Source organism: Micromonospora sp. NPDC049204, assembly GCF_040647935.1.
Lineage (GTDB): Bacteria > Actinomycetota > Actinomycetes > Mycobacteriales > Micromonosporaceae > Micromonospora.
This window is the reverse complement of record NZ_JBEZDC010000010.1, coordinates 21547-38834: the sequence shown is the minus strand read 5'-3', so window position 1 is coordinate 38834 and position 17288 is coordinate 21547. Positions and strand designations below refer to the sequence as shown.

The following is a 17288-nucleotide window of genomic DNA, read 5'->3' as shown; positions in this document are numbered from 1 at the left end:
CCATGCCCCACGCCAACGCCCTGTACGGCCCGCTGGATCCGGCCCCGGACGCCGGTTACGAGAACGCGCCGCCGCGGATGGGGTTCTTCACCGACACCAGCGTCTGCATCGGTTGCAAGGCCTGCGAGGTGGCCTGCAAGGAGTGGAACGGTGTTCCGGAGAGTGGCCTGGACCTGCTCGGCATGTCGTACGACAACACCGGCGCGCTGACCGCGAACTCGTGGCGACACGTCGCGTTCGTCGAGCAGCCCCGCCGGGCCGGCCTGGCGACCCCCGCGTTCGAGCAGAACCCGGACGGGCCGGCGATCAGCCCGGCGACGGCGGCGCTCGGCGCGCTGACAAGCGTCGACACCGGGACCAACCCGGGGTTGCCCACCGGGTCGCCCGCGGCGGCGGCGCGCATGTCGGCCGGGCCGCAACCGGAGTTCCTGGGGATGCCGGGGGCGCAGCCGCCGGGCCGGGGGACGGGCGTCGAGGAGCGTACCGATTTCCGGTGGTTGATGATGTCGGATGTCTGTAAGCACTGCACGCATGCGGCTTGTCTGGATGTGTGTCCGACGGGTTCGTTGTTCCGGACGGAGTTCGGGACGGTGGTGGTGCAGGAGGACATCTGCAACGGGTGTGGGTACTGCATTTCGGCGTGTCCGTATGGGGTGATCGATCAGCGTAAGGATGACGGTCGGGCGTGGAAGTGCACACTGTGTTATGACCGGTTGGGTGCGGGGATGACGCCGGCGTGTGCGCAGGCGTGTCCGACGGAGTCGATCCAGTACGGGCCCCTGGAGGAGTTGCGGGAGCGGGCGGCCACGCGGGTGGCGACGCTGCGGGGGCGGGGGGTGCCGGAGGCTCGCCTGTACGGGCACGACCCGCATGACGGTGTGGGTGGTGACGGGGCGTTCTTCCTGTTGTTGGACGAGCCCGAGGTGTACGGGTTGCCGCCGGACCCGGTCGTGACCACCCGTGACCTGCCGGCCATGTGGAAACGCGCCGGGCTCGCCGCCCTCACCATGGCGGCTGCCACCGTGTTCGCGTTCCTCGGAGGTCGGTCATGACCGACCGGCCAGCGAACGAGCCGGCCGGCGCCCGGTTCCGCGAGTTCCAGGACCGCGTCGACCAGGCCGTCGGGCAGCGCCAGCGCGGCCGGGGTCGCGGTCACGACGGCGAGCAACTGACCGTGCCGGTGGCCGACTTCACCTCCTACTACGGCCGGCCGGTCCTCAAACCGCCGGTGTGGAAGCACGACATCGCCGGTTACCTGTTCACCGGGGGCCTCGCCGCCGGGGGCGCGTTGATCGGCGCGGGCGCCCAACTGACCGGCCGGCCCGGCCTGCGTCAGGTGGGGAGGTGGACCGCGCTCGGCGGCGTCACCGCCAGCGCGTACCTGCTGGTGCACGACCTCGGGCGGCCCGCCCGGTTCCACCACATGCTCCGGGTCGCCAAGCTGACCTCGCCGATGTCGGTCGGCACCTGGATCCTCACCGTCTTCGGGCCACTGGCCGGTGTCGCCGCGATCGCCGAATTGGCGCCGCGGCTGCCGCAACACGGTGTGCTCGGCCTCGCCCGCCGGCTGGCACCCCCGGTCGGCAACGCCGCCGGCCTGGCCGCCGCGGCCACCGCCCCGGCGCTGGCCACCTACACCGGGGTGCTGCTCGCCGACACCGCCGTACCGTCCTGGCACGACGCGTACCCGTCGTTGCCGTTCGTGTTCGCCGGCAGCGCGCTCGCCGCCGCGTCCGGGGTCGGACTGATCGCGGCGCCCGCCGCGGAGACCACCCCGCTGCGGCGACTCGTCCTCGCCGCCGCGAGCACCGAGTTGATCGGCGGTCGCCGGCTGGAGCGGATGGGCCTGACCGGCGAGCCCTACACGCACGGTCGCAGCGGCCAACTGGTCCGGGCGGGCCGGGTGCTTCTCGGTGTGGGCACCGTCGCCGCGTTGTTCAGCCGGCGGAGCCGGATCCTGTCCGCGCTCTCCGGCGCCGCGCTTGTCGCATCGTCGGTGGCCACCCGGTTCGGCGTCTTCGAGGCGGGCATGGCGTCGGCGCGCGACCCGAAGTACACGGTCGTGCCGCAACGGGAGCGGCGCGACCGCAGGGAGGGCCGGTCGCCGGCCGAGAAGGGGACATAGCTCGACCAGCAGGCGCCAGCCAATGAGCCAGCAGACGGGGGACTCAGCTCATGGCACACTCCGCAACCGACCAAGGAAGATCCACGCCGACGCGGGGCCGATGGGGTCTCGTCGTCGCCGCGGTGCTCGTCCAGCTCGCGCTCGGCGCGGTGTACGCGTGGAGCGTGTTCAACAAGCCGTTGCAGGACGAATTCGGCTGGGCCAAGTGGGAGGCCGTGCTGCCGTTCGAGGTGGCGATCGGCACGATCTTCATCGGCAGCCTGATCGGCGGTCGCATCCAGGACCGGCGTGGCCCGCGACCGGTCGCGCTCGGCGGTGGGGTGCTCTACGCGGTCGGCAACATGCTGGCCTCGCTCACCTCGTCGGAGGACGACCTGTGGTTGCTGGTGCTCACCTACGGCGTGCTGGGGGGAATCGGCCTGGGGGCCGCGTACATCACCCCGATCGCGATGCTCGCCAAGTGGTTCCCGGACCGGCGCGGCCTGATCACCGGCATCGCGGTCGCCGGGTTCGGCTTCGGCGCCGTGATCGTCGCGCCGGTGGCGAAGGGGCTGCTCAACGGCACCGACGATCCCACCCACGTGTTCTTCCCACTGGGCGTCGCGTACCTGATCGCGATCCTGCTCGGGGCGTCGTTCTTCCGTAACCCGCCGGCGGGTTACCAGGTGCCCGGGTTCACGCCGAAGACCGCCGGTCGGGCCATCGCCGGCACCCGGGTCTACACCCTGCGCGAAGCTCTGCGCACCCGGCAGTGGTACCTGCTCACCGGCATCCTGGCGCTCAACGTCACCTGTGGCATCGCGCTGATCTCCCAGGCGTCCGATGCCGCCCAGGTGATCACCGGGGCCAGTGCGGCGGCGGCCGCCACCCTGGTCGGTGTGCTCGGTCTGTTCAACGGGGCCGGGCGGGTGGCCTGGGCGTGGTTGTCCGACCGCACCGGGCGGATGCCGGCGTTCCTGGGGATGCTGCTGCTCCAGGCGATCTGCTTCTTCATCCTGCCGCACGCCGCGTCGCTGGCGCTCTTCGCGGTCCTGGCCGCCCTGGTCTACCTGGCGTACGGCGGCGGATTCGGCACGATGCCCGCCACCGCGGCCGACTACTTCGGCACGCCCAACGGCGGTGCCATCTACGGCGCGATGATCGTGGCCTGGAGCATCGGCGGCGTGGTCGGACCACTTGTCACGTCGCTGCTCTACGAGGCGAGCGGCAAGAGCTACACGCTGCCGTTCACGGTCATCGCGATCGTCGCCCTCATCGCGCTGATCCTGCCGCCGATCACCCGGATGCCGTCCGAGCCCAACCCCTAACAGCCCGCCCACCGCGCCCCTGCCCCGTCGATCATGGAGTTGTGGTGGGGGACAGACCACTCGTCGTGCATCACATCAGGCACCACAAGTCCATGATCGACCGGGGCGGGGGCGCGGCTCACTCGCGGGAGAACCCGCCCTTGGGGGCGATGATTTCTAGGTTGGTGCCGTCGGGGTCATTGAAGTACGCGACCTCGGTGCCGACGGCGGCCGGCGGGTTCACCTCGCCGTCGGCGAAGGTGTACGGCTGCCCGAGGAACTCGATCCCGGCCGCGCTCATCCGGTCGAAGACCGCCCGCACGTCGTCGACCTGGAAGCACAGGTGCATCGAGCCGGGCCGGTTGGCGGCGACCTGGGCGGCGTCGCCGACCGGCTCCTGGAACTGGATCAGGTCGATGCCGAGGTTGTCGAGGTTGAACGTGGCGTACCGCAGCTTCGTGGTCGGCAGCCCCTGCGCCTGCGCGAACCCGGCTCCGTGCATGTTCTCGTCCCGTACGACCGGCTCCGCGCCGAGCAGGGCCTGGTAGAACGCGACCGAGCGGTCAAGGTCACTCACCGCGATCCCGACGTGCGCGGCCGAGGTGAGGCCGATGGACACCGTCGGGGGGTTCGGGAATGCCATGCTGACTCTCCTTACCAGCGTTCTTCGTCGCCTTGTCGTTGCTGATCTTGGTGTCGTACCCCCTTCGCGCTGGATCATGCGAGGACGTGTCCGGCCGCATACACGCCGCCTGCCCACATCAGGCAGGCGTCACGCTCTTTCGATGCGCGGATGCCGACGATCGGTCAGCCGCAGCCCGACGCCTCGTACCGCTTCGATGCTGGCTCCGGTGTCGAGCTCGTGCAGCTTGCGCCGCAGCCGCTTCACCAGGGACTGCACGTCCGCCCTGCGCTCCCGACCCTCGTCCCGCCAGACCGACCGGTGCAGGTCGGCGTAGCTCCAGACCCGGACCGGCTCGGTGGTCAGGCAGATCAGCAGGTCGTGCTCCAGCCGGGTGAGGTCGACCTCGCGGTCCCGGTAGCGGGCGACGGACCGGGCGGAGTCGATCACCAGCGCGGAGTTCGCGGCGGGCGTCGTGCTGGCCGGCTGCTGCGGCACGGCGATCAGTCGGCGTAGCTCGTCGAGGTCGGCCACCAGCAGCAGTGGCGCGATGCCGTCGAGGCGTTCCGCGAGCCGGATCCGTTCGGCCGGGGACGAGGTCACCGCGATCAGCAGCGGGAACGGCTCGTCGGCCGGATCACCCCGATTCCACGTCGCCTCGTCGTCGTCCTCGGCCACAGCACCGCCCGGGATCGATGGGCATCCCTGCCCAGCTATCGTCATGGTCCTGACAATGATTGGCAAGCGCGTCGCCAGCAGGGCAACTCTTAGCGACAAGTTGCTCACGGCAAGTTCTTGATCGCCCGTTCATCTCGATCATAGTGTCCAGTCGGGCAACCGGCGTGACCCGCGCGGTGCATGGGGAGGCATGGGGGGTTCGATCGCTCGGCCCGCCGAGACGATCCTCCCGCACCCTCACCATGGCCCATTGACACCCTGGGTCGTTCTGAGGGAGGCAGCACCAATGTTCAGACGTCCACAATGGGGGCGCGCGGCCAGATCACTGGTCAGCGCCGGGGCGGCGACGATCCTCGCCGCAACCTGCTTGGTCACCATCGGATCCGGCGCGCAGGCCGCGCCGGGCGGCGCGATGGGGGCGGGAGACAAGATCCGACCGGAGCTCGCGAAGCAGCTCCAGGCCAAGAGTGAAGGGGACTTCTGGATCCGGTTCAAGGACCGGGCGGACCTGAGCAAGGCCAGCGCCATCAAGGACTGGTCGAAGCGCGGCACGGCGGTCGCGGACGCTCTGCGCAAGACCGCCGCGGCGAGCCAGGGCAAGATCCGGGCCGACCTCGAAAGCGCGGGCGCGAAGTACCAGACCTTCTGGGCCACCAACGCGATCAAGGTGAACAGCGGCTCCCTCGCGATGGCGCAGAAGTTCGCCGGCCACGCCGAGGTCGAGGGCCTCTACGCCCCGGTCGCCTACAAGCTGCCCGAGACGATCAAGGGCACCGACGAGAAGACCGTGAACGCCCTGGAATGGGGCATCGCCAACATCAACGCCGACGACGTCTGGTCCCAGTTCGGGGTCAAGGGCGAGGGCATCACCGTCGCGAGCATCGACAGCGGGGTCCAGTTCGACCACCCGGCGCTGGTGAACTCCTACCGCGGCAACAACGGCGACGGGACGTTCGACCACAACTACAACTGGTTCGACGCCGCCGACGCCTGCGCGACCGGCCCTTGCGACGACGACGGCCACGGTACGCACACGATGGGCACCATGGCCGGCTCCGACGGCGCGAACCAGATCGGTGTCGCCCCCGGGGTCAAGTGGATCGCGGCCAACGGTTGCTGCCCCACCGACGCCGCCCTGATCGAGTCGGGTCAGTGGATGCTCGAACCGCTCGACCTCAACGGCCAGAACGCGGACGCGAGCAAGCGACCGAACGTCATCAACAACTCGTGGGGCACGATTGACCCGTCCAACGAGCCCTTCATGGAGGACGTGACGGACGCCTGGGCCGCGTCCGGGATCTTCGGCGTCTGGTCCAACGGCAACAGCGGGCCGGCCTGCCAGACCAGCGGCTCACCCGGCAGCCTCGCCAGCAACTACTCCACCGGCGCGTACGACGCCAACAACAACATCGCCGGCTTCTCCGCCCGTGGTGCCGGGCAGAACGGCGAGATCAAGCCCAACATCTCCGCCCCCGGTGTGAACGTCCGGTCGAGCATCCCGGGCAACGCCTACGGCAGCGCCAGCGGCACCTCGATGGCAGCGCCGCACCTCGCGGGCGCGATCGCGCTGCTGTACTCGGCGGCCCCGTCGCTCATCGGTGACGTCGACGCGACCCGTGCGCTGCTCAACGGCACCGCGATCGACAAGGCCGACGCCCAGTGCGGCGGCACCGCGGCCGACAACAACGTCTACGGCGAAGGCCGGCTGGACGCCCTCGCGTTGCTCACCGCCGCGCCGACCGGCGACATCGGCACCCTGGCCGGCACGGTCACCGACACGGCCACCGGCGCCCCGATCGCCGGCGCGACCCTGACGCTCACCGGCCCGACCGCGCGTGAGGTGACCACCGGCGCCAACGGCACGTACTCGACCCAACTCCCCACCGGCGACTACCAGGTCGCCGTGGCGGCCTTCGGTTACGCCAGCACCACGAAGTCGGCGACGGTCACCAAGGCCACGACCACCACGCTCAATGTCGCGCTGACGCCGGTGCCGAGTGTGAACGTCACCGGGGCGGTCACCGACGGCTCCGGCCACGGCTGGCCGCTGTACGCGAAGGTGACCGTGACCGGCGTGGCCGGTGTCTACGACTACACCACGCCGTCGAACGGCCGATACAGCCTCAAGCTGCCGGCCGGGCAGACCTACACCCTGACGTACGAGTCGCAGTACCCGGGCTACCAGACCGTCACCAAGCAGGTCGTGGTCGGCTCGGGCAACACCACCGCCAACGTCGCGGTGCCGGTGGACACCACCACCTGCACCACCGCGCCCGGCTACACGTTCGGCTCCGACGGTGAGTACGAGTCCTTCGACGGCACGACCGCGCCGCCCGGCTGGACGGTCGTGGACAACGCGGGCAGCGGTCAGGTCTGGACGTTCACCGACGACGGCGACCGGGGCAACCTGACCGGCGGCAGCGGCAACTTCGCGATGATCGACAGTGACAACTACGGTGCGGGCACCAGCCAGGACACCTCCCTGGTCAGCCCGGTGGTCGACCTGACCGCCGTCACGGCCCCGGTCATCCGGTTCAACCAGGACTTCAACCAGCTCAACGACGACACCGCCGACGTGGATCTGAGCATCGACGGTGGTGCCACCTGGACAAACGTGCTCCGCCAGGAGACCGACGTCCGGGGCCCGAAGGTGACCGAGATCGCGATCCCGCAGGCGGCCGGTCAGGCGCAGGTGCAGGTGCGGTTCCACTACTACGACGCGAGCTACGAGTGGTGGTGGGAGGTCGACAACGTCCTGATCGGCAGCCAGATCACCTGCGTGCCGGTCGACGGCGGGCTGGTCGTCGGCAACGTCCGCGACAAGAACGACAACAGCTACGTCAACGGCGCGACCGTCACCAGCAAGGACAGGCCGGCCGAGAAGGCGGTCACCGTGGCGACCCCGGACGACCCGGAGTTGGCCGACGGCTTCTACTGGATCTACTCGACGCTCACCGGCACGCACCCGTTCACCGCGAGCGCCGGTAACTATGTCAGCCAGACCAAGCAGGTCGACGTGGAGGCCGACTGGGCGACCGTCGCGAACTTCCAGCTCGCGGCCGGTCGGCTGTCGGTGACGCCGACGCAGTTGAGCGCCACGCTCCAGATGCCCAGCGGCAAGGCCAGCAAGACGTTCACGGTGACCAACACCGGTGGCGCGCCGGTCGAGGTCAAGTTCGCCGAGCGGGACAACGGATTCGAACTCCTCCGGGCGGACGGGTCCACGGTCACCCGCCAGCAGGTGCTCGGTGGCTCCGGTGCGCCGGAGCAGCGGATCACCGCCCCGACGTCCTTCGCCGCGAAGGCGTCCGGCAAGCAGGCCAAGGCGACCACCGCCGGGGTCGGCGCGCAGGCGGCGCCGTGGACCGACATCGCCGACTACCCGTCCACCATCATGGACAACCGGGTGGTCAACCTGGGCGGCAAGGTCTACTCGCTCGGCGGTGGCGACGGGAGCGCCTCCACCACGAAGAACTACGCCTACGACCCGGTCGCGCAGACCTGGACGGCGATCGCCGACCTTCCCGGTGCCCGCACCGCCCTGACCGCGGGCGTCGTGGAGGGGAAGATCATCGTCAGCGGCGGCTGGGGTGACTCGGGGCCGGACTCGGCCACCTGGTCGTACGACCCGGGGGCCAACACCTGGACTGAGCTGGCCGACAACCCGGCGCCGCGATCGGCGGCCGGTCAGGCTGTCGTCGACGGCAAGCTGTACGCCATCGGCGGCTGCACCACCGCCGCCTGCACGCCGATGTCGAACAGTGTGGTCCGGTACGACCCGGGCAGTGACACCTGGACGACGCTTGCCAACTACCCGAAGTCGGTGGCCTTCGCCTCCTGCGGCGGCATCGACGGCATGATCTACTGCACCGGCGGCAACGACGGGGCCGCGGCGCAGAAGTCCAGCTACGCCTACGACCCGGGTGCCAACACCTGGACCACGATCGCCGACGCGCCGAGCGACAACTGGGCCAGCTCGTACGCCGTCGCCAACGGCAAGCTCCTCGTCGTCGGTGGTTCGCAGGGTGGTGCCATCAGCAACGCGGGCTTCGCCTTCGACCCGGGCGCCGGTTCGTGGTCGAACCTGCCGAACGCCAACACCCCGCGTTACCGCGGCGGGGCGGCGTGTGGCTTCTACAAGATCGGCGGCTCGTCCGGCAGCTTCAACGCGGCCCCGGACAGCGAGGTGCTGCCCGGCTTCGAGGGCTGCGCCGAGTCGGCGGCCGATGTCAGCTGGCTGGCGATCGACAAGACGGCGGCCACCCTCGCGCCGGGTGCGAAGGTCACGGTCACCGTCACGATGACGGCGAACGTGGACCAGCCGGGCACCTACTCCGGTGCGGTCGCGATCGCGGAGAACACGCCGTACTCGGTCGCGCCGGTCGCGGTGACCATGACCGTGAACCCTCCGAAGACGTGGGGCAAGCTCATGGGCACGGTCACCGGCACCACCTGCCAGGGTGCGACCTCGCCGCTCACCGGCGCGGTCGTGCAGGTCGACTCGTGGGCGTCGTCGTGGACCTTCGCGACCGACGCCGAGGGCAAGTACGCCTACTGGGTGGACCGCCGCAACAACCCGATCACGATGATCGTCGCCAAGGACGGTTGGAAGCCGCAGACCCGTCAGACGAAGATCAACGTCAGCACTCCCACGGTGGAGGACTTCGGGTTGGCGCCGATCCGGTGCTGACACCCCAGCGGTAGCGACAAGTCCGGCCCGCCTGGTCGCCGACCAGGCGGGCCGGACCGGGTCCGGCAGATCAGACCGGGACGAGCCGGAAACCGACCCCGCGTACCGAGTGGATCGTCGCCGCGGCGTTCAGCCGGGCGAGCTTGCCGCGTACCCGGCGGACCACCGAGTGCATGTCGGAGCCGCGCCCGAGGTGCCGGTTGCCCCAGACCTCAAGGTGCAGGCGCTCGTAGGTCCAGATCTGCCCGGGCGCGTGCACCAGGCAGAGCAGGACGTCGTGCTCCAGACGGGTCAGGTCGATCTCCTGGTCGCGCCACCGCAGCACCCGCCGGTCGGAGTCGACGGTCAGCTCCGACGGCGGCGGTGGGCTCGGCGCCCCCTCGGCGAGCACGTCCGTGACCGGGGGAGTCGGAAGGGGAGGCGTCTCGATCACCCCGAGGAACTCCCGCGCCTGGTCGACTGTCGAGACGATCAGGAAGGCGTCGCTTCCGCCGAGCAGCCGGGCCAGCTGTCGGCGTTCGGCCGGCGACGACGCGATGCCGATGACCAGGCTGGCAACTGGAGTTTCCTGCATTCCCCCAACCCCTTCCGGTTCCCCAACTCACTCCGGATGGATTTTTCGCACCGTCGACGCACACATCGATCGGCGCCCTGACCCTAGTGGCGGCTGATCTCGGGCGGGTTAAACATCGTTGCATGTAAGCAGATGAATTTGACCACGTCGCGGGGGCGCCAGCGGGGCCGCGGGCGGTCCGACAGCAGTTGTGACAGAACCAAGACATTCCGCGTACGGCGCACGGACCTGTCGGCGCGAGCATGGTCGCCATGTCCATCGGATCGTCGTACCCCGTCGGGCGGTCGACGCCCGGCCCGCAGCCGGCGCGGCCGCTGCCACACGCCCGCGCGGCGGTGCCGCCGGGTCTCCGGCTGCTCGCGGCGTCGCTGTGCGGCCTGCTCGCCCTGACCCTCACGGCGGCCGTCTTCGTGCGCACGTACCCCGGTCAGTGGTGGGACGGCGCGCTCCTGCCGCGCGCCGAGCGGGGCGGCGGGTACGAGCAGCAGACCGTCCTGGTGGGTCCGGCCAAGAGCGTCCTGGCCGCGTTCGGCAGCCCGACACTCCTCGCCGCCCTGCTCGGCGCGGTGCTGGTGGTGGGTGCGCTCCGCCGCCGGCTGGCGGCGGGCGTGGTCGGCGTGGGCCTGGTCCTGTGCGCGGTGGTGGTGGCCGGCGTGGTGAAGTCGGCGCTGCCCCGCCCGGATCTCCAGATCGAGAGTTCGACCACCCACAACAGTTTTCCCAGCGGCCACGTCGCGGCGGCGACGGCGCTGCTGCTGGCGTTCATGCTGGTCCTGCCCGGTTGGGCCCGGCGGTGGTTGGTGGTGCCGGGCGCGGCCGGTGTGGCGGTCATCGCCTCGGCCACGATGATCGCGGGCTGGCACCGGTTCAGTGACGCGCTCGGCGGCGTACTGCTGGGGGTGGCGTTGTTCTGCCTGGCCGCGGCGGCGCTGGTGGCCTGGCGCGGTGACCAGGGCGCGGACGGCCGACCGGAGGGCGGCGGCCGGTGGCGCGGCCTGGCCGCGGCGGCGGCCGGCCTGGTCGTGCTGGTGTGGGCGCTGGTGGTGGTCGTGCCCGGGCTGGCCGCGTCGGTGCCGCGCGGGGCGCTCGTCGCCATCGTGGGGGTCGGCGCGGTGACGATGGTCCTGGTGGGTTCGGTGGTGTTCCTGGTGCGGACCTCCGACTTCGCGGGCCCGCCTCCCGCGCGGTCGCGGTCATCGACCGGATCCCAAAAGATCTCATGATGGGATACTTGACGACATGTCCCAGGTGCTGCTGATCGAAGACCACCAGACGGTGCGGGACGGGCTGCAACTGGCGCTCACCCGACAGGGCCACACCGTGCACGCCGTCGGGACCGGTGAGCAGGGGTTGGACCGGCTGCGCACGACCTCGTCCGACGTGGTGGTCCTCGACCTGATGCTGCCCGGGATGGACGGGTTCGAGGTGTGCCGCCGGATTCGGCAGCTCGGCGACCTGCCGATCATCATGCTCACCGCCCGCAACGACGACATGGACGTGGTGGCGGGCCTGGAGGCCGGCGCGGACGACTACGTGGTCAAGCCCGTGCAGGCCCGGGTGCTCGAGGCGCGCATCCGCGCGGTGCTCCGCCGCACCGGTGGCGAGTCGCGGCGTCCCGCCGGCGAGCGCGCCGCGGTGGAACAGTACGGCCCGCTGACCATCGACCGGGCCGCGCTCGTGGTCAGCAAGGACGGGACGCCGGTCGGCCTGGCGCCGACCGAGCTGCGCCTGCTGCTCGAACTCTCGCACACCCCGGGCCAGGTGCTCAGCCGCCAGCAACTGCTGGAGGCCGTGTGGGAGCACGGGTATCTCGGGGACTCGCGACTCGTGGACGCGTGCGTCCAGCGGCTGCGTGCCAAGATCGAGGTCGACTCGTCGGCGCCGGTCTTCATCCAGACCGTGCGCGGCTTCGGCTACCGTTTCGGGCCGCTGTGACCCGCTGGGCCAGTGCCCGGGTCCTGGGCCTGCGGGTCCGGCTGCTGCTGACCTTCGCGCTGCTGGGCGTGACCACAACGGCGGCCGTGGCCAGTGGCAGCTACGTCCAGGCCCGCACCGTCATCCTGCAACAGGCGCAGGACGCCGCCGTGCTGTCGCTGACCGACCAACTCACCACGGTCTACCCGATCGCCCAGCTCCCGCCGACCCAGGCTGACCTCGACCTGCTGGCCCAGCGGCTCTCCGACCGGCAGAGCTTCGCGGTGGTCGTCTACCGGGACATGCGGTCACCGGGCGGCGCGGAGATCGCCGACCCGCTCACCCCCGAGCTGCGCCGGGAGGTCGACGACGGACGGATCGCCTGGCAGCGGATCTCGCGCGACGGACAGCCCTGGCTGCTCATCGGCACCCAGCTGGCCCTCGAGGTGTCCGACGGCACGTCCCGGCCGTCCGGGCTGGAGGTCTACTCGGTGCGCAACCTCGTGCCCGAGCAGCAGAGCATCGACCGGCTCGCCACCCGGGCGTGGCAGACCGGCGGGCTGTCCCTGCTCCTCGCCGTCCTGCTGGCCCTGCTCGCCGCCCGCGGTGTGCTGCGACCCGTCCGCGACCTGGGCCGGGCGGCACGCCGCCTCGGCGAGGGCGACCTGAGCACCCGGCTGACCGTCCGGGGCGCCGACGAGCTGGCCGATGTGGCGCGAACCTTCAACGACACCGCCGGGACGCTGGAACGGCAGGTCGGAGAGCTGCGGAGGATGGAGTCCGACGCCCGCCGCTTCGTGGCCGACGTCTCGCACGAACTGCGTACGCCACTGGCGGCGATGACGGCGGTCACCGACGTGCTCGACGAGGAGGCGGAGCACCTGCCCGGTGACGCGGGCCGGGCCGCCCGGCTGGTCAGCCGGGAGACGCAGAACCTCACCCAGCTGGTCAACGACCTCATCGAGGTCAGCAGGTTCGACTCCGGCACCGCACGGCTCGCCCTGGACGACGTGGACGTGGCCGCGGCGGTGACCGCGACCCTGCGGATCCGGGGTTGGCTCGACCGGGTACGCGCCGACCTGCCGCCCGGAGTCGTGGCCCGGCTGGATCCCCGCCGGCTCGACGTCATCGTCGCCAACCTGGTGGGCAACGCCTTCCGGCACGGCACCGAGCCGGTGTCCGTACGCCTGCGCGCGGACGCGGACTGGGTCACCATCGAGGTCGCCGACCAGGGGCCGGGGCTGGACCCGACGGTCCTGCCGCACGTGTTCGACCGCTTCTACAAGGCCGACACCGCGCGGACCCGCTCCGAGGGCAGCGGCCTCGGCCTCGCCATCTCCTGGGAGAACGCGCGTCTGCACCACCACGGCGACCGGCGGGGGAGCCTCGTCGCGGGCAACGCCCCCGGCGGCGGAGCGGTGTTCACCCTCCGCCTGCCCCGCGACCCGGCGAACGCCGGAGGTGCCCGGTGACCAGGCGCGCGCTGCTCGCCGGTGGCGTCGTGCTCACGCTGCTCGCCACCGGCGGCTGCGGGGTCCGGCCCAGTGGGGTCATCACCGGCCGGCCCGCGGTCAGCGGACCCTCCCGGGGCGTCGGGCTCTACCTGCTCGCGCAGGGTGAACTCGTGCTGGCCCTCCGCCCGGCGTCGGCGGACGCCTCGCCCGCCAACGCGCTCACCCTGCTCGCTGCCGGCCCGGACGAAAACGAACGCAAGCAGGGCTTCACCAGCGAGGTGCCCGCCGGGCTCGACCCGGTCACGCTGACGTCCGGAAGCAACCGGCCCGACGACCTCACGGTGCGGACGGCCGGCGCGGCGCGGTCGCTGTCGTCGAGGGCGGCCGACCAGATCATCTGCACGGTGGCCGACGCCGCGGCCCAGTCCGGCCTGGCGGAGAATTCCACGCCGGTCACCATCGTCGGGTCCGACGGCGCCCGGCCACCCCGGCCGTGCCCGCTCAGGTGACCGCGTGCCGACCGCCGCTGCGCGCCAGGTCGACGGGTCGCGCCTGCCGGGGCAGCCCGGTGTGGCGACCCCGGTCCTCATCGACGAGCGCGCCGGCGATCAGGATGTCGATCAGCGCGGCGAAGCCGAGACCGGCCTGCGCCCAGATCTGCGGGAACTGCGACGCGGCGGTGAAACCCGGGAACGTGTTGACCTCGTTCACGATGGGCTCGGGTGACCCCTCGGCGGGCAGGAAGAAGTCGACCCGGAGCAGGCCACGGCAGTCCAGGGCGCGGAAGGCGCGGATCGCCCGGTCCTGGAGCACCTCGGTGGTCTCCGCGTCGAGCGGGGCGGGGATCTGGAACGCCGCCCCGCCGTCGTACTTCGCGTCGTAGTCGAAGAAGCCGGGACCGGTCACCCGGATCTCCAGCGGCGGGCCGGCCTGCACCCGCCCGTCCGGGTGCTGGAGGACCGCCACGTCGATCTCCCGCCCGCGCGCCCCCTGCTCGACAAGCACCTTCGGGTCGACCGCACGGGCCTGCTCCAGCGCGGCGGGCACACCCGCCCACTCGTCCACCTTGACCACGCCCAGGCTGGAACCGGCCCGGGCCGGCTTGACGAAGACCGGCAGGTCCAGCCGTTGCCGGTCGGTGGGCGACAACTCCTCGCCGGGACGCAGGGTCACCCCCGGGCTGACCCGCAGGCCCTCCGCCGCGAGGAGCCGCTTGGTGACACCCTTGTCCATGCCGGCGGCGCTGGCGAAGACACCGTTTCCGACATACGGCACGCCGAGCCACTCCAGCAGCGACGCCACCGTGCCGTCCTCGCCGTACGGGCCGTGCAGGGCCGGGAACACCACATCCTGTGTACGCAGCACGCGCAGCGCCTGGGGGAGTGTCGTCGGGCGACCGCCGACGTGCCACCCGCCGGCACGGTCGATGAGTACCTCGGTGACCTCGTACCGCTCCCGGTCCAGGTTGGCGAGGATGCTCTGCGCCGAGCGGCAGGACACCTCGTGCTCGCCGCTCTGCCCGCCGTACAGCACTGCCAGTCGGGTCGTCATGAATTCCGTGCCCTTTCGTGGAGATGGTCGCGGGCCACCCGCGGCCCGATCCCGGTCAAGATCTCGTGCGGGTTGGTGTCGGCCCAGCGGGCCCACTCGACGACCGTCGGTGGGGCCTGGTCACCCTCGGTGGGGCCGAAGACCACGACCGGGTCGCCGATCGTCACCGGAAGGTCCCCGGCGTCGACCACGCACTGGTCCATGGCGACGCGCCCGACGATGGGGCAGCGTCGGCCGCCGAGCCACACCTCGGCGCGACCGCCGGTGGCGCGGGGCAACCCGTCGGCGTAGCCGAGCGGCAGCAGCGCCAGCGTGGTCGGCGCGGCGGTGACGTGGTCGGGACCGTAGGAGACGCTCGTGCCGGCCGGCACCCGCTTGACGTTGACCACACTCGTGCGCAACGTCATCGCCGCGGTCAGCCCGAACTCGCCCGGACCGCTCGCCCCGAACGGGTCCACGCCGTACAGCGCGATCCCGATCCGGCAGAGGTCGTAGCGGGTCCGCGGTGCGGACAGCGCGGCAGCCGAGTTGGCCAGGTGAACCAGGTCCGGGTCGAGGCCGGCGGCGCGGGTCACCCGCAACGCCTCCTCGAAGGTCGCCACCTGCCGATTCAGCTCGGGAGCGCCCGGCAGGTCCGCGTCGACGAGGTGGGACCACACCCCGCGCACCCGGACCGCGCCCTCCCGCTCGTACTTGCGGGCCCAACCCACCAACTCCGGCCAGTCGTCCCCGGCGGCCCCGTTGCGGGACAGACCCGTGTCCGCCTTGAGCTGCACCATCGCCGGTACGCCGAGCAGGTGGACCGCGTCGACGACGGCATGCAGGTGCGTCGTGGTGGACACCCCGATGTCGACGCCCGCCGTGATCAACGCCTCGAAGTCGTCGTTCGGCCGGTGCAGCCAGCTCAGCGTGGGGGCGGTCACACCCGCCGTACGCAGGGCCAGCGCCTCGGCCGTCGAGGTCACCCCCAGCCAACGGGCGCCGGCGCGCAGCGCGGCACGGGCCACCTGCACCGCGCCGTGGCCGAACCCGTCCGCCTTCACCACCGCCATCAGGTCGGTGCCGGTGAGCGACGTGATGGCGCGCACGTTGTCGGCGATCGCCCCGAGGTCGACCACCGCCTCGGCCAGGGCGCTCATCCGGCCGCCTCCGCCCGGTGGGGGCCGGGGAGCGCGAACAGCCAACGCGCGTGCACCGCCAACAGCCCGCGGTGGACGGCCAGGCTCAGGACGATCACCAGCCCGCTCAGCAGAATCGGATAACCGAGCACGATCAGGCCCTGGGCGGACCGGTCCAGGCCGGAAACCGGTACGAGTAACAGCCGGTGCAGCAGGGCCAGGACCGGCATGTGAATGACGTAGATCGGCAGTGTGATGCGGCCGAGCCTAGCCAGCGGAGTGCTGAGCGCCGACCACCGGGCCAGCCGGGCAGCGGCGGTTATGCCGAAGATCACTGCCAGCACGGACACCGCCGTCCATACGCCGAACCACTGCTGGGCGCCGGCCGCCGCCATCGCGGCGAGCGCGAGCGCGTAGGCGCCCGAGGTCAGCACGAGGCGGCGTCCGCTGGCGGTGTCCGCCCACCGCTCGACCTGCGGTCGCAGGGACAGGCCGGCGAGGAAGAAGACCAGGTTCTGATAGAGGCCGGCCCGGTTGCCCGGGGTGTCGAGCAGGCCGGCGGCGGCGATCGCGGACAACGCCGCGGCGGGTACGAGGACCAGCGCCCGGGGCACCCGGCGGGTCGCCTTGGCGAGGGTGAAGTACAGCGCCAGCGCGTACAGGTACCAGAGGTTGGACGGCGTGATGGTGAGCTGCTCCAGCAGGCCGAGGACGGAGGTGGCGCGGTCGGTCGGCAACTGTGGGGCGGTGGCGAGGACCGCGGTGTGGATCAGCAGCCACACGACGTACAGGTAGAGGAACCCGCCGATCCGGCTGCGGGCGACGACCCGCCACGGCCGCTGCGCGGCGTTCGCCGCGAAGACGCCCGAGATGGTGAAGAACAGCGGCATCCGTAGCGGCAGGAACTGCTCACCGAGCGTTCCCCACAGGCCCGGCACCGGTACGCCGACGTGCCAGTCGATCTGCAGGTAGTCCTTCACCACGACGTGCCACAGGACGACGAGGATGATGCAGACGCCCTTCGCCGCGTCGGCCCACTGCGCCCGGTGTGTCTGCCGCCCGCTGGAGACGGTCCCGGTCCAGTACCGGTGGCGAAACCGGACGCGCGTCGCCTCCGGTTGCGTTTCGACGGGCTGGGACTCGGTGGGAGACAACTGTTGGATCACTCAGCAGAAGCTGCCAGCCGGATATCCGCGCGTGGTCCACGAATTGTCATGAACCGGTAATGGACGCGACCAGCCCACGAGACAGGTCGCGAGACGTCCCCTAGGCTCGG

At 71.4% G+C, this 17288-nt stretch carries 14 protein-coding genes; 8 read left to right on the top strand and 6 right to left on the bottom strand.

Annotation, left to right across the window (positions count from 1 at the left end):
• The first annotated feature begins 2 nt into the window (after window positions 1-2).
• Genes AB0A90_RS20040 through AB0A90_RS20030 form a run of 3 tightly spaced genes read left to right on the top strand, consistent with a single transcriptional unit; the run spans window position 3 to window position 3432 of the window.
• Window positions 3-1052 (top strand): 4Fe-4S dicluster domain-containing protein, encoded by a 1050-nt coding sequence (locus AB0A90_RS20040; RefSeq protein ID WP_357249799.1) that lies wholly within the window; start codon window positions 3-5, stop codon window positions 1050-1052.
• Window positions 1049-2125, top strand: coding sequence for an NrfD/PsrC family molybdoenzyme membrane anchor subunit (gene nrfD / locus AB0A90_RS20035; RefSeq protein ID WP_357249796.1), 1077 nt, complete (start codon window positions 1049-1051; stop codon window positions 2123-2125). The genes AB0A90_RS20040 and nrfD overlap by 4 nt, the downstream gene beginning before the upstream one ends.
• 50 nt (window positions 2126-2175) lie before the next feature.
• Window positions 2176-3432, top strand: coding sequence for an OFA family MFS transporter (locus tag AB0A90_RS20030; RefSeq protein WP_357249793.1), 1257 nt, complete (start codon window positions 2176-2178; stop codon window positions 3430-3432).
• Window positions 3433-3550: 118 nt separating this feature from the next.
• Here AB0A90_RS20030 and AB0A90_RS20025 read toward each other — a convergent pair whose 3' ends face one another.
• Window positions 3551-4054 (bottom strand): VOC family protein, encoded by a 504-nt coding sequence (locus AB0A90_RS20025; RefSeq protein WP_357249790.1) that lies wholly within the window; start codon window positions 4052-4054, stop codon window positions 3551-3553.
• Between the two features lie 129 nt (window positions 4055-4183).
• Window positions 4184-4711 carry a winged helix-turn-helix domain-containing protein gene (locus AB0A90_RS20020; protein ID WP_357249787.1) on the bottom strand — a complete coding sequence of 176 codons (528 nt, stop codon included), beginning with the start codon at window positions 4709-4711 and terminating at the stop codon, window positions 4184-4186.
• A gap of 367 nt (window positions 4712-5078) precedes the next feature.
• On the opposite strand from AB0A90_RS20020, the gene AB0A90_RS20015 reads away from it, so the two are divergent.
• Entirely contained in the window at window positions 5079-9401 is a 4323-nt protein-coding gene (locus AB0A90_RS20015) for a S8 family serine peptidase (RefSeq protein ID WP_357249784.1), read from the top strand.
• Between the two features lie 70 nt (window positions 9402-9471).
• On the opposite strand, the gene AB0A90_RS20010 is transcribed toward AB0A90_RS20015, so the two are convergent.
• A complete protein-coding gene (locus AB0A90_RS20010; RefSeq protein ID WP_357249781.1) occupies window positions 9472-9975 on the bottom strand; it encodes a winged helix-turn-helix domain-containing protein in 504 nt (167 codons plus the stop codon).
• Window positions 9976-10226: 251 nt separating this feature from the next.
• On the opposite strand from AB0A90_RS20010, the gene AB0A90_RS20005 reads away from it, so the two are divergent.
• The 4 genes from AB0A90_RS20005 to AB0A90_RS19990 are packed head-to-tail and all read left to right on the top strand — an operon-like array spanning window position 10227 to window position 13852.
• Window positions 10227-11198, top strand: a complete 972-nt coding sequence (locus AB0A90_RS20005; RefSeq protein ID WP_357249778.1) for a phosphatase PAP2 family protein — start codon at window positions 10227-10229, stop codon at window positions 11196-11198.
• Window positions 11199-11214: 16 nt separating this feature from the next.
• Entirely contained in the window at window positions 11215-11910 is a 696-nt protein-coding gene (locus AB0A90_RS20000) for a response regulator transcription factor (protein WP_357249775.1), read from the top strand.
• Window positions 11907-13361, top strand: a complete 1455-nt coding sequence (locus AB0A90_RS19995) for a HAMP domain-containing sensor histidine kinase (protein ID WP_357249772.1) — start codon at window positions 11907-11909, stop codon at window positions 13359-13361. Before AB0A90_RS20000 ends, AB0A90_RS19995 begins: the two co-directional genes overlap by 4 nt.
• Complete coding sequence (locus AB0A90_RS19990) at window positions 13358-13852, top strand: hypothetical protein (protein WP_357249769.1); 495 nt, start codon at window positions 13358-13360, stop codon at window positions 13850-13852. Before AB0A90_RS19995 ends, AB0A90_RS19990 begins: the two co-directional genes overlap by 4 nt.
• On the opposite strand, the gene AB0A90_RS19985 is transcribed toward AB0A90_RS19990, so the two are convergent.
• From AB0A90_RS19985 to AB0A90_RS19975, 3 genes are read right to left on the bottom strand one after another with little or no spacing between them, the layout of a single operon-like run.
• A complete protein-coding gene (locus AB0A90_RS19985) occupies window positions 13845-14894 on the bottom strand; it encodes a D-alanine--D-alanine ligase family protein (RefSeq protein WP_357249766.1) in 1050 nt (349 codons plus the stop codon). The two genes, AB0A90_RS19990 and AB0A90_RS19985, sit on opposite strands and share 8 nt — an antisense overlap.
• Window positions 14891-16033, bottom strand: coding sequence for an alanine racemase (gene alr / locus AB0A90_RS19980; RefSeq protein WP_357249762.1), 1143 nt, complete (start codon window positions 16031-16033; stop codon window positions 14891-14893). Before alr ends, AB0A90_RS19985 begins: the two co-directional genes overlap by 4 nt.
• The gene (locus AB0A90_RS19975; protein WP_357249759.1) at window positions 16030-17178 is read right to left on the bottom strand and encodes an acyltransferase; all 1149 of its coding nucleotides are present in this window, start codon (window positions 17176-17178) and stop codon (window positions 16030-16032) included. Before AB0A90_RS19975 ends, alr begins: the two co-directional genes overlap by 4 nt.
• Window positions 17179-17288 lie beyond the last annotated feature (110 nt).

Excerpts from the sequence above, each read along its gene's own strand:
- AB0A90_RS20025 (WP_357249790.1), bottom strand. The coding sequence starts at position 4,054 with ATGGCATTCCCGAACCCCCCGACGGTGTCCATCGGCCTCACCTCGGCC.
- AB0A90_RS20000 (WP_357249775.1), top strand. The coding sequence starts at position 11,215 with ATGTCCCAGGTGCTGCTGATCGAAGACCACCAGACGGTGCGGGACGGG.
- alr (WP_357249762.1), bottom strand. The coding sequence starts at position 16,033 with ATGAGCGCCCTGGCCGAGGCGGTGGTCGACCTCGGGGCGATCGCCGAC.
- AB0A90_RS20010 (WP_357249781.1), bottom strand. The coding sequence starts at position 9,975 with ATGCAGGAAACTCCAGTTGCCAGCCTGGTCATCGGCATCGCGTCGTCG.
- AB0A90_RS20005 (WP_357249778.1), top strand. The coding sequence starts at position 10,227 with ATGTCCATCGGATCGTCGTACCCCGTCGGGCGGTCGACGCCCGGCCCG.
- nrfD (WP_357249796.1), top strand. The coding sequence starts at position 1,049 with ATGACCGACCGGCCAGCGAACGAGCCGGCCGGCGCCCGGTTCCGCGAG.
- AB0A90_RS20040 (WP_357249799.1), top strand. The coding sequence starts at position 3 with ATGCCCCACGCCAACGCCCTGTACGGCCCGCTGGATCCGGCCCCGGAC.
- AB0A90_RS19985 (WP_357249766.1), bottom strand. The coding sequence starts at position 14,894 with ATGACGACCCGACTGGCAGTGCTGTACGGCGGGCAGAGCGGCGAGCAC.
- AB0A90_RS20030 (WP_357249793.1), top strand. The coding sequence starts at position 2,176 with ATGGCACACTCCGCAACCGACCAAGGAAGATCCACGCCGACGCGGGGC.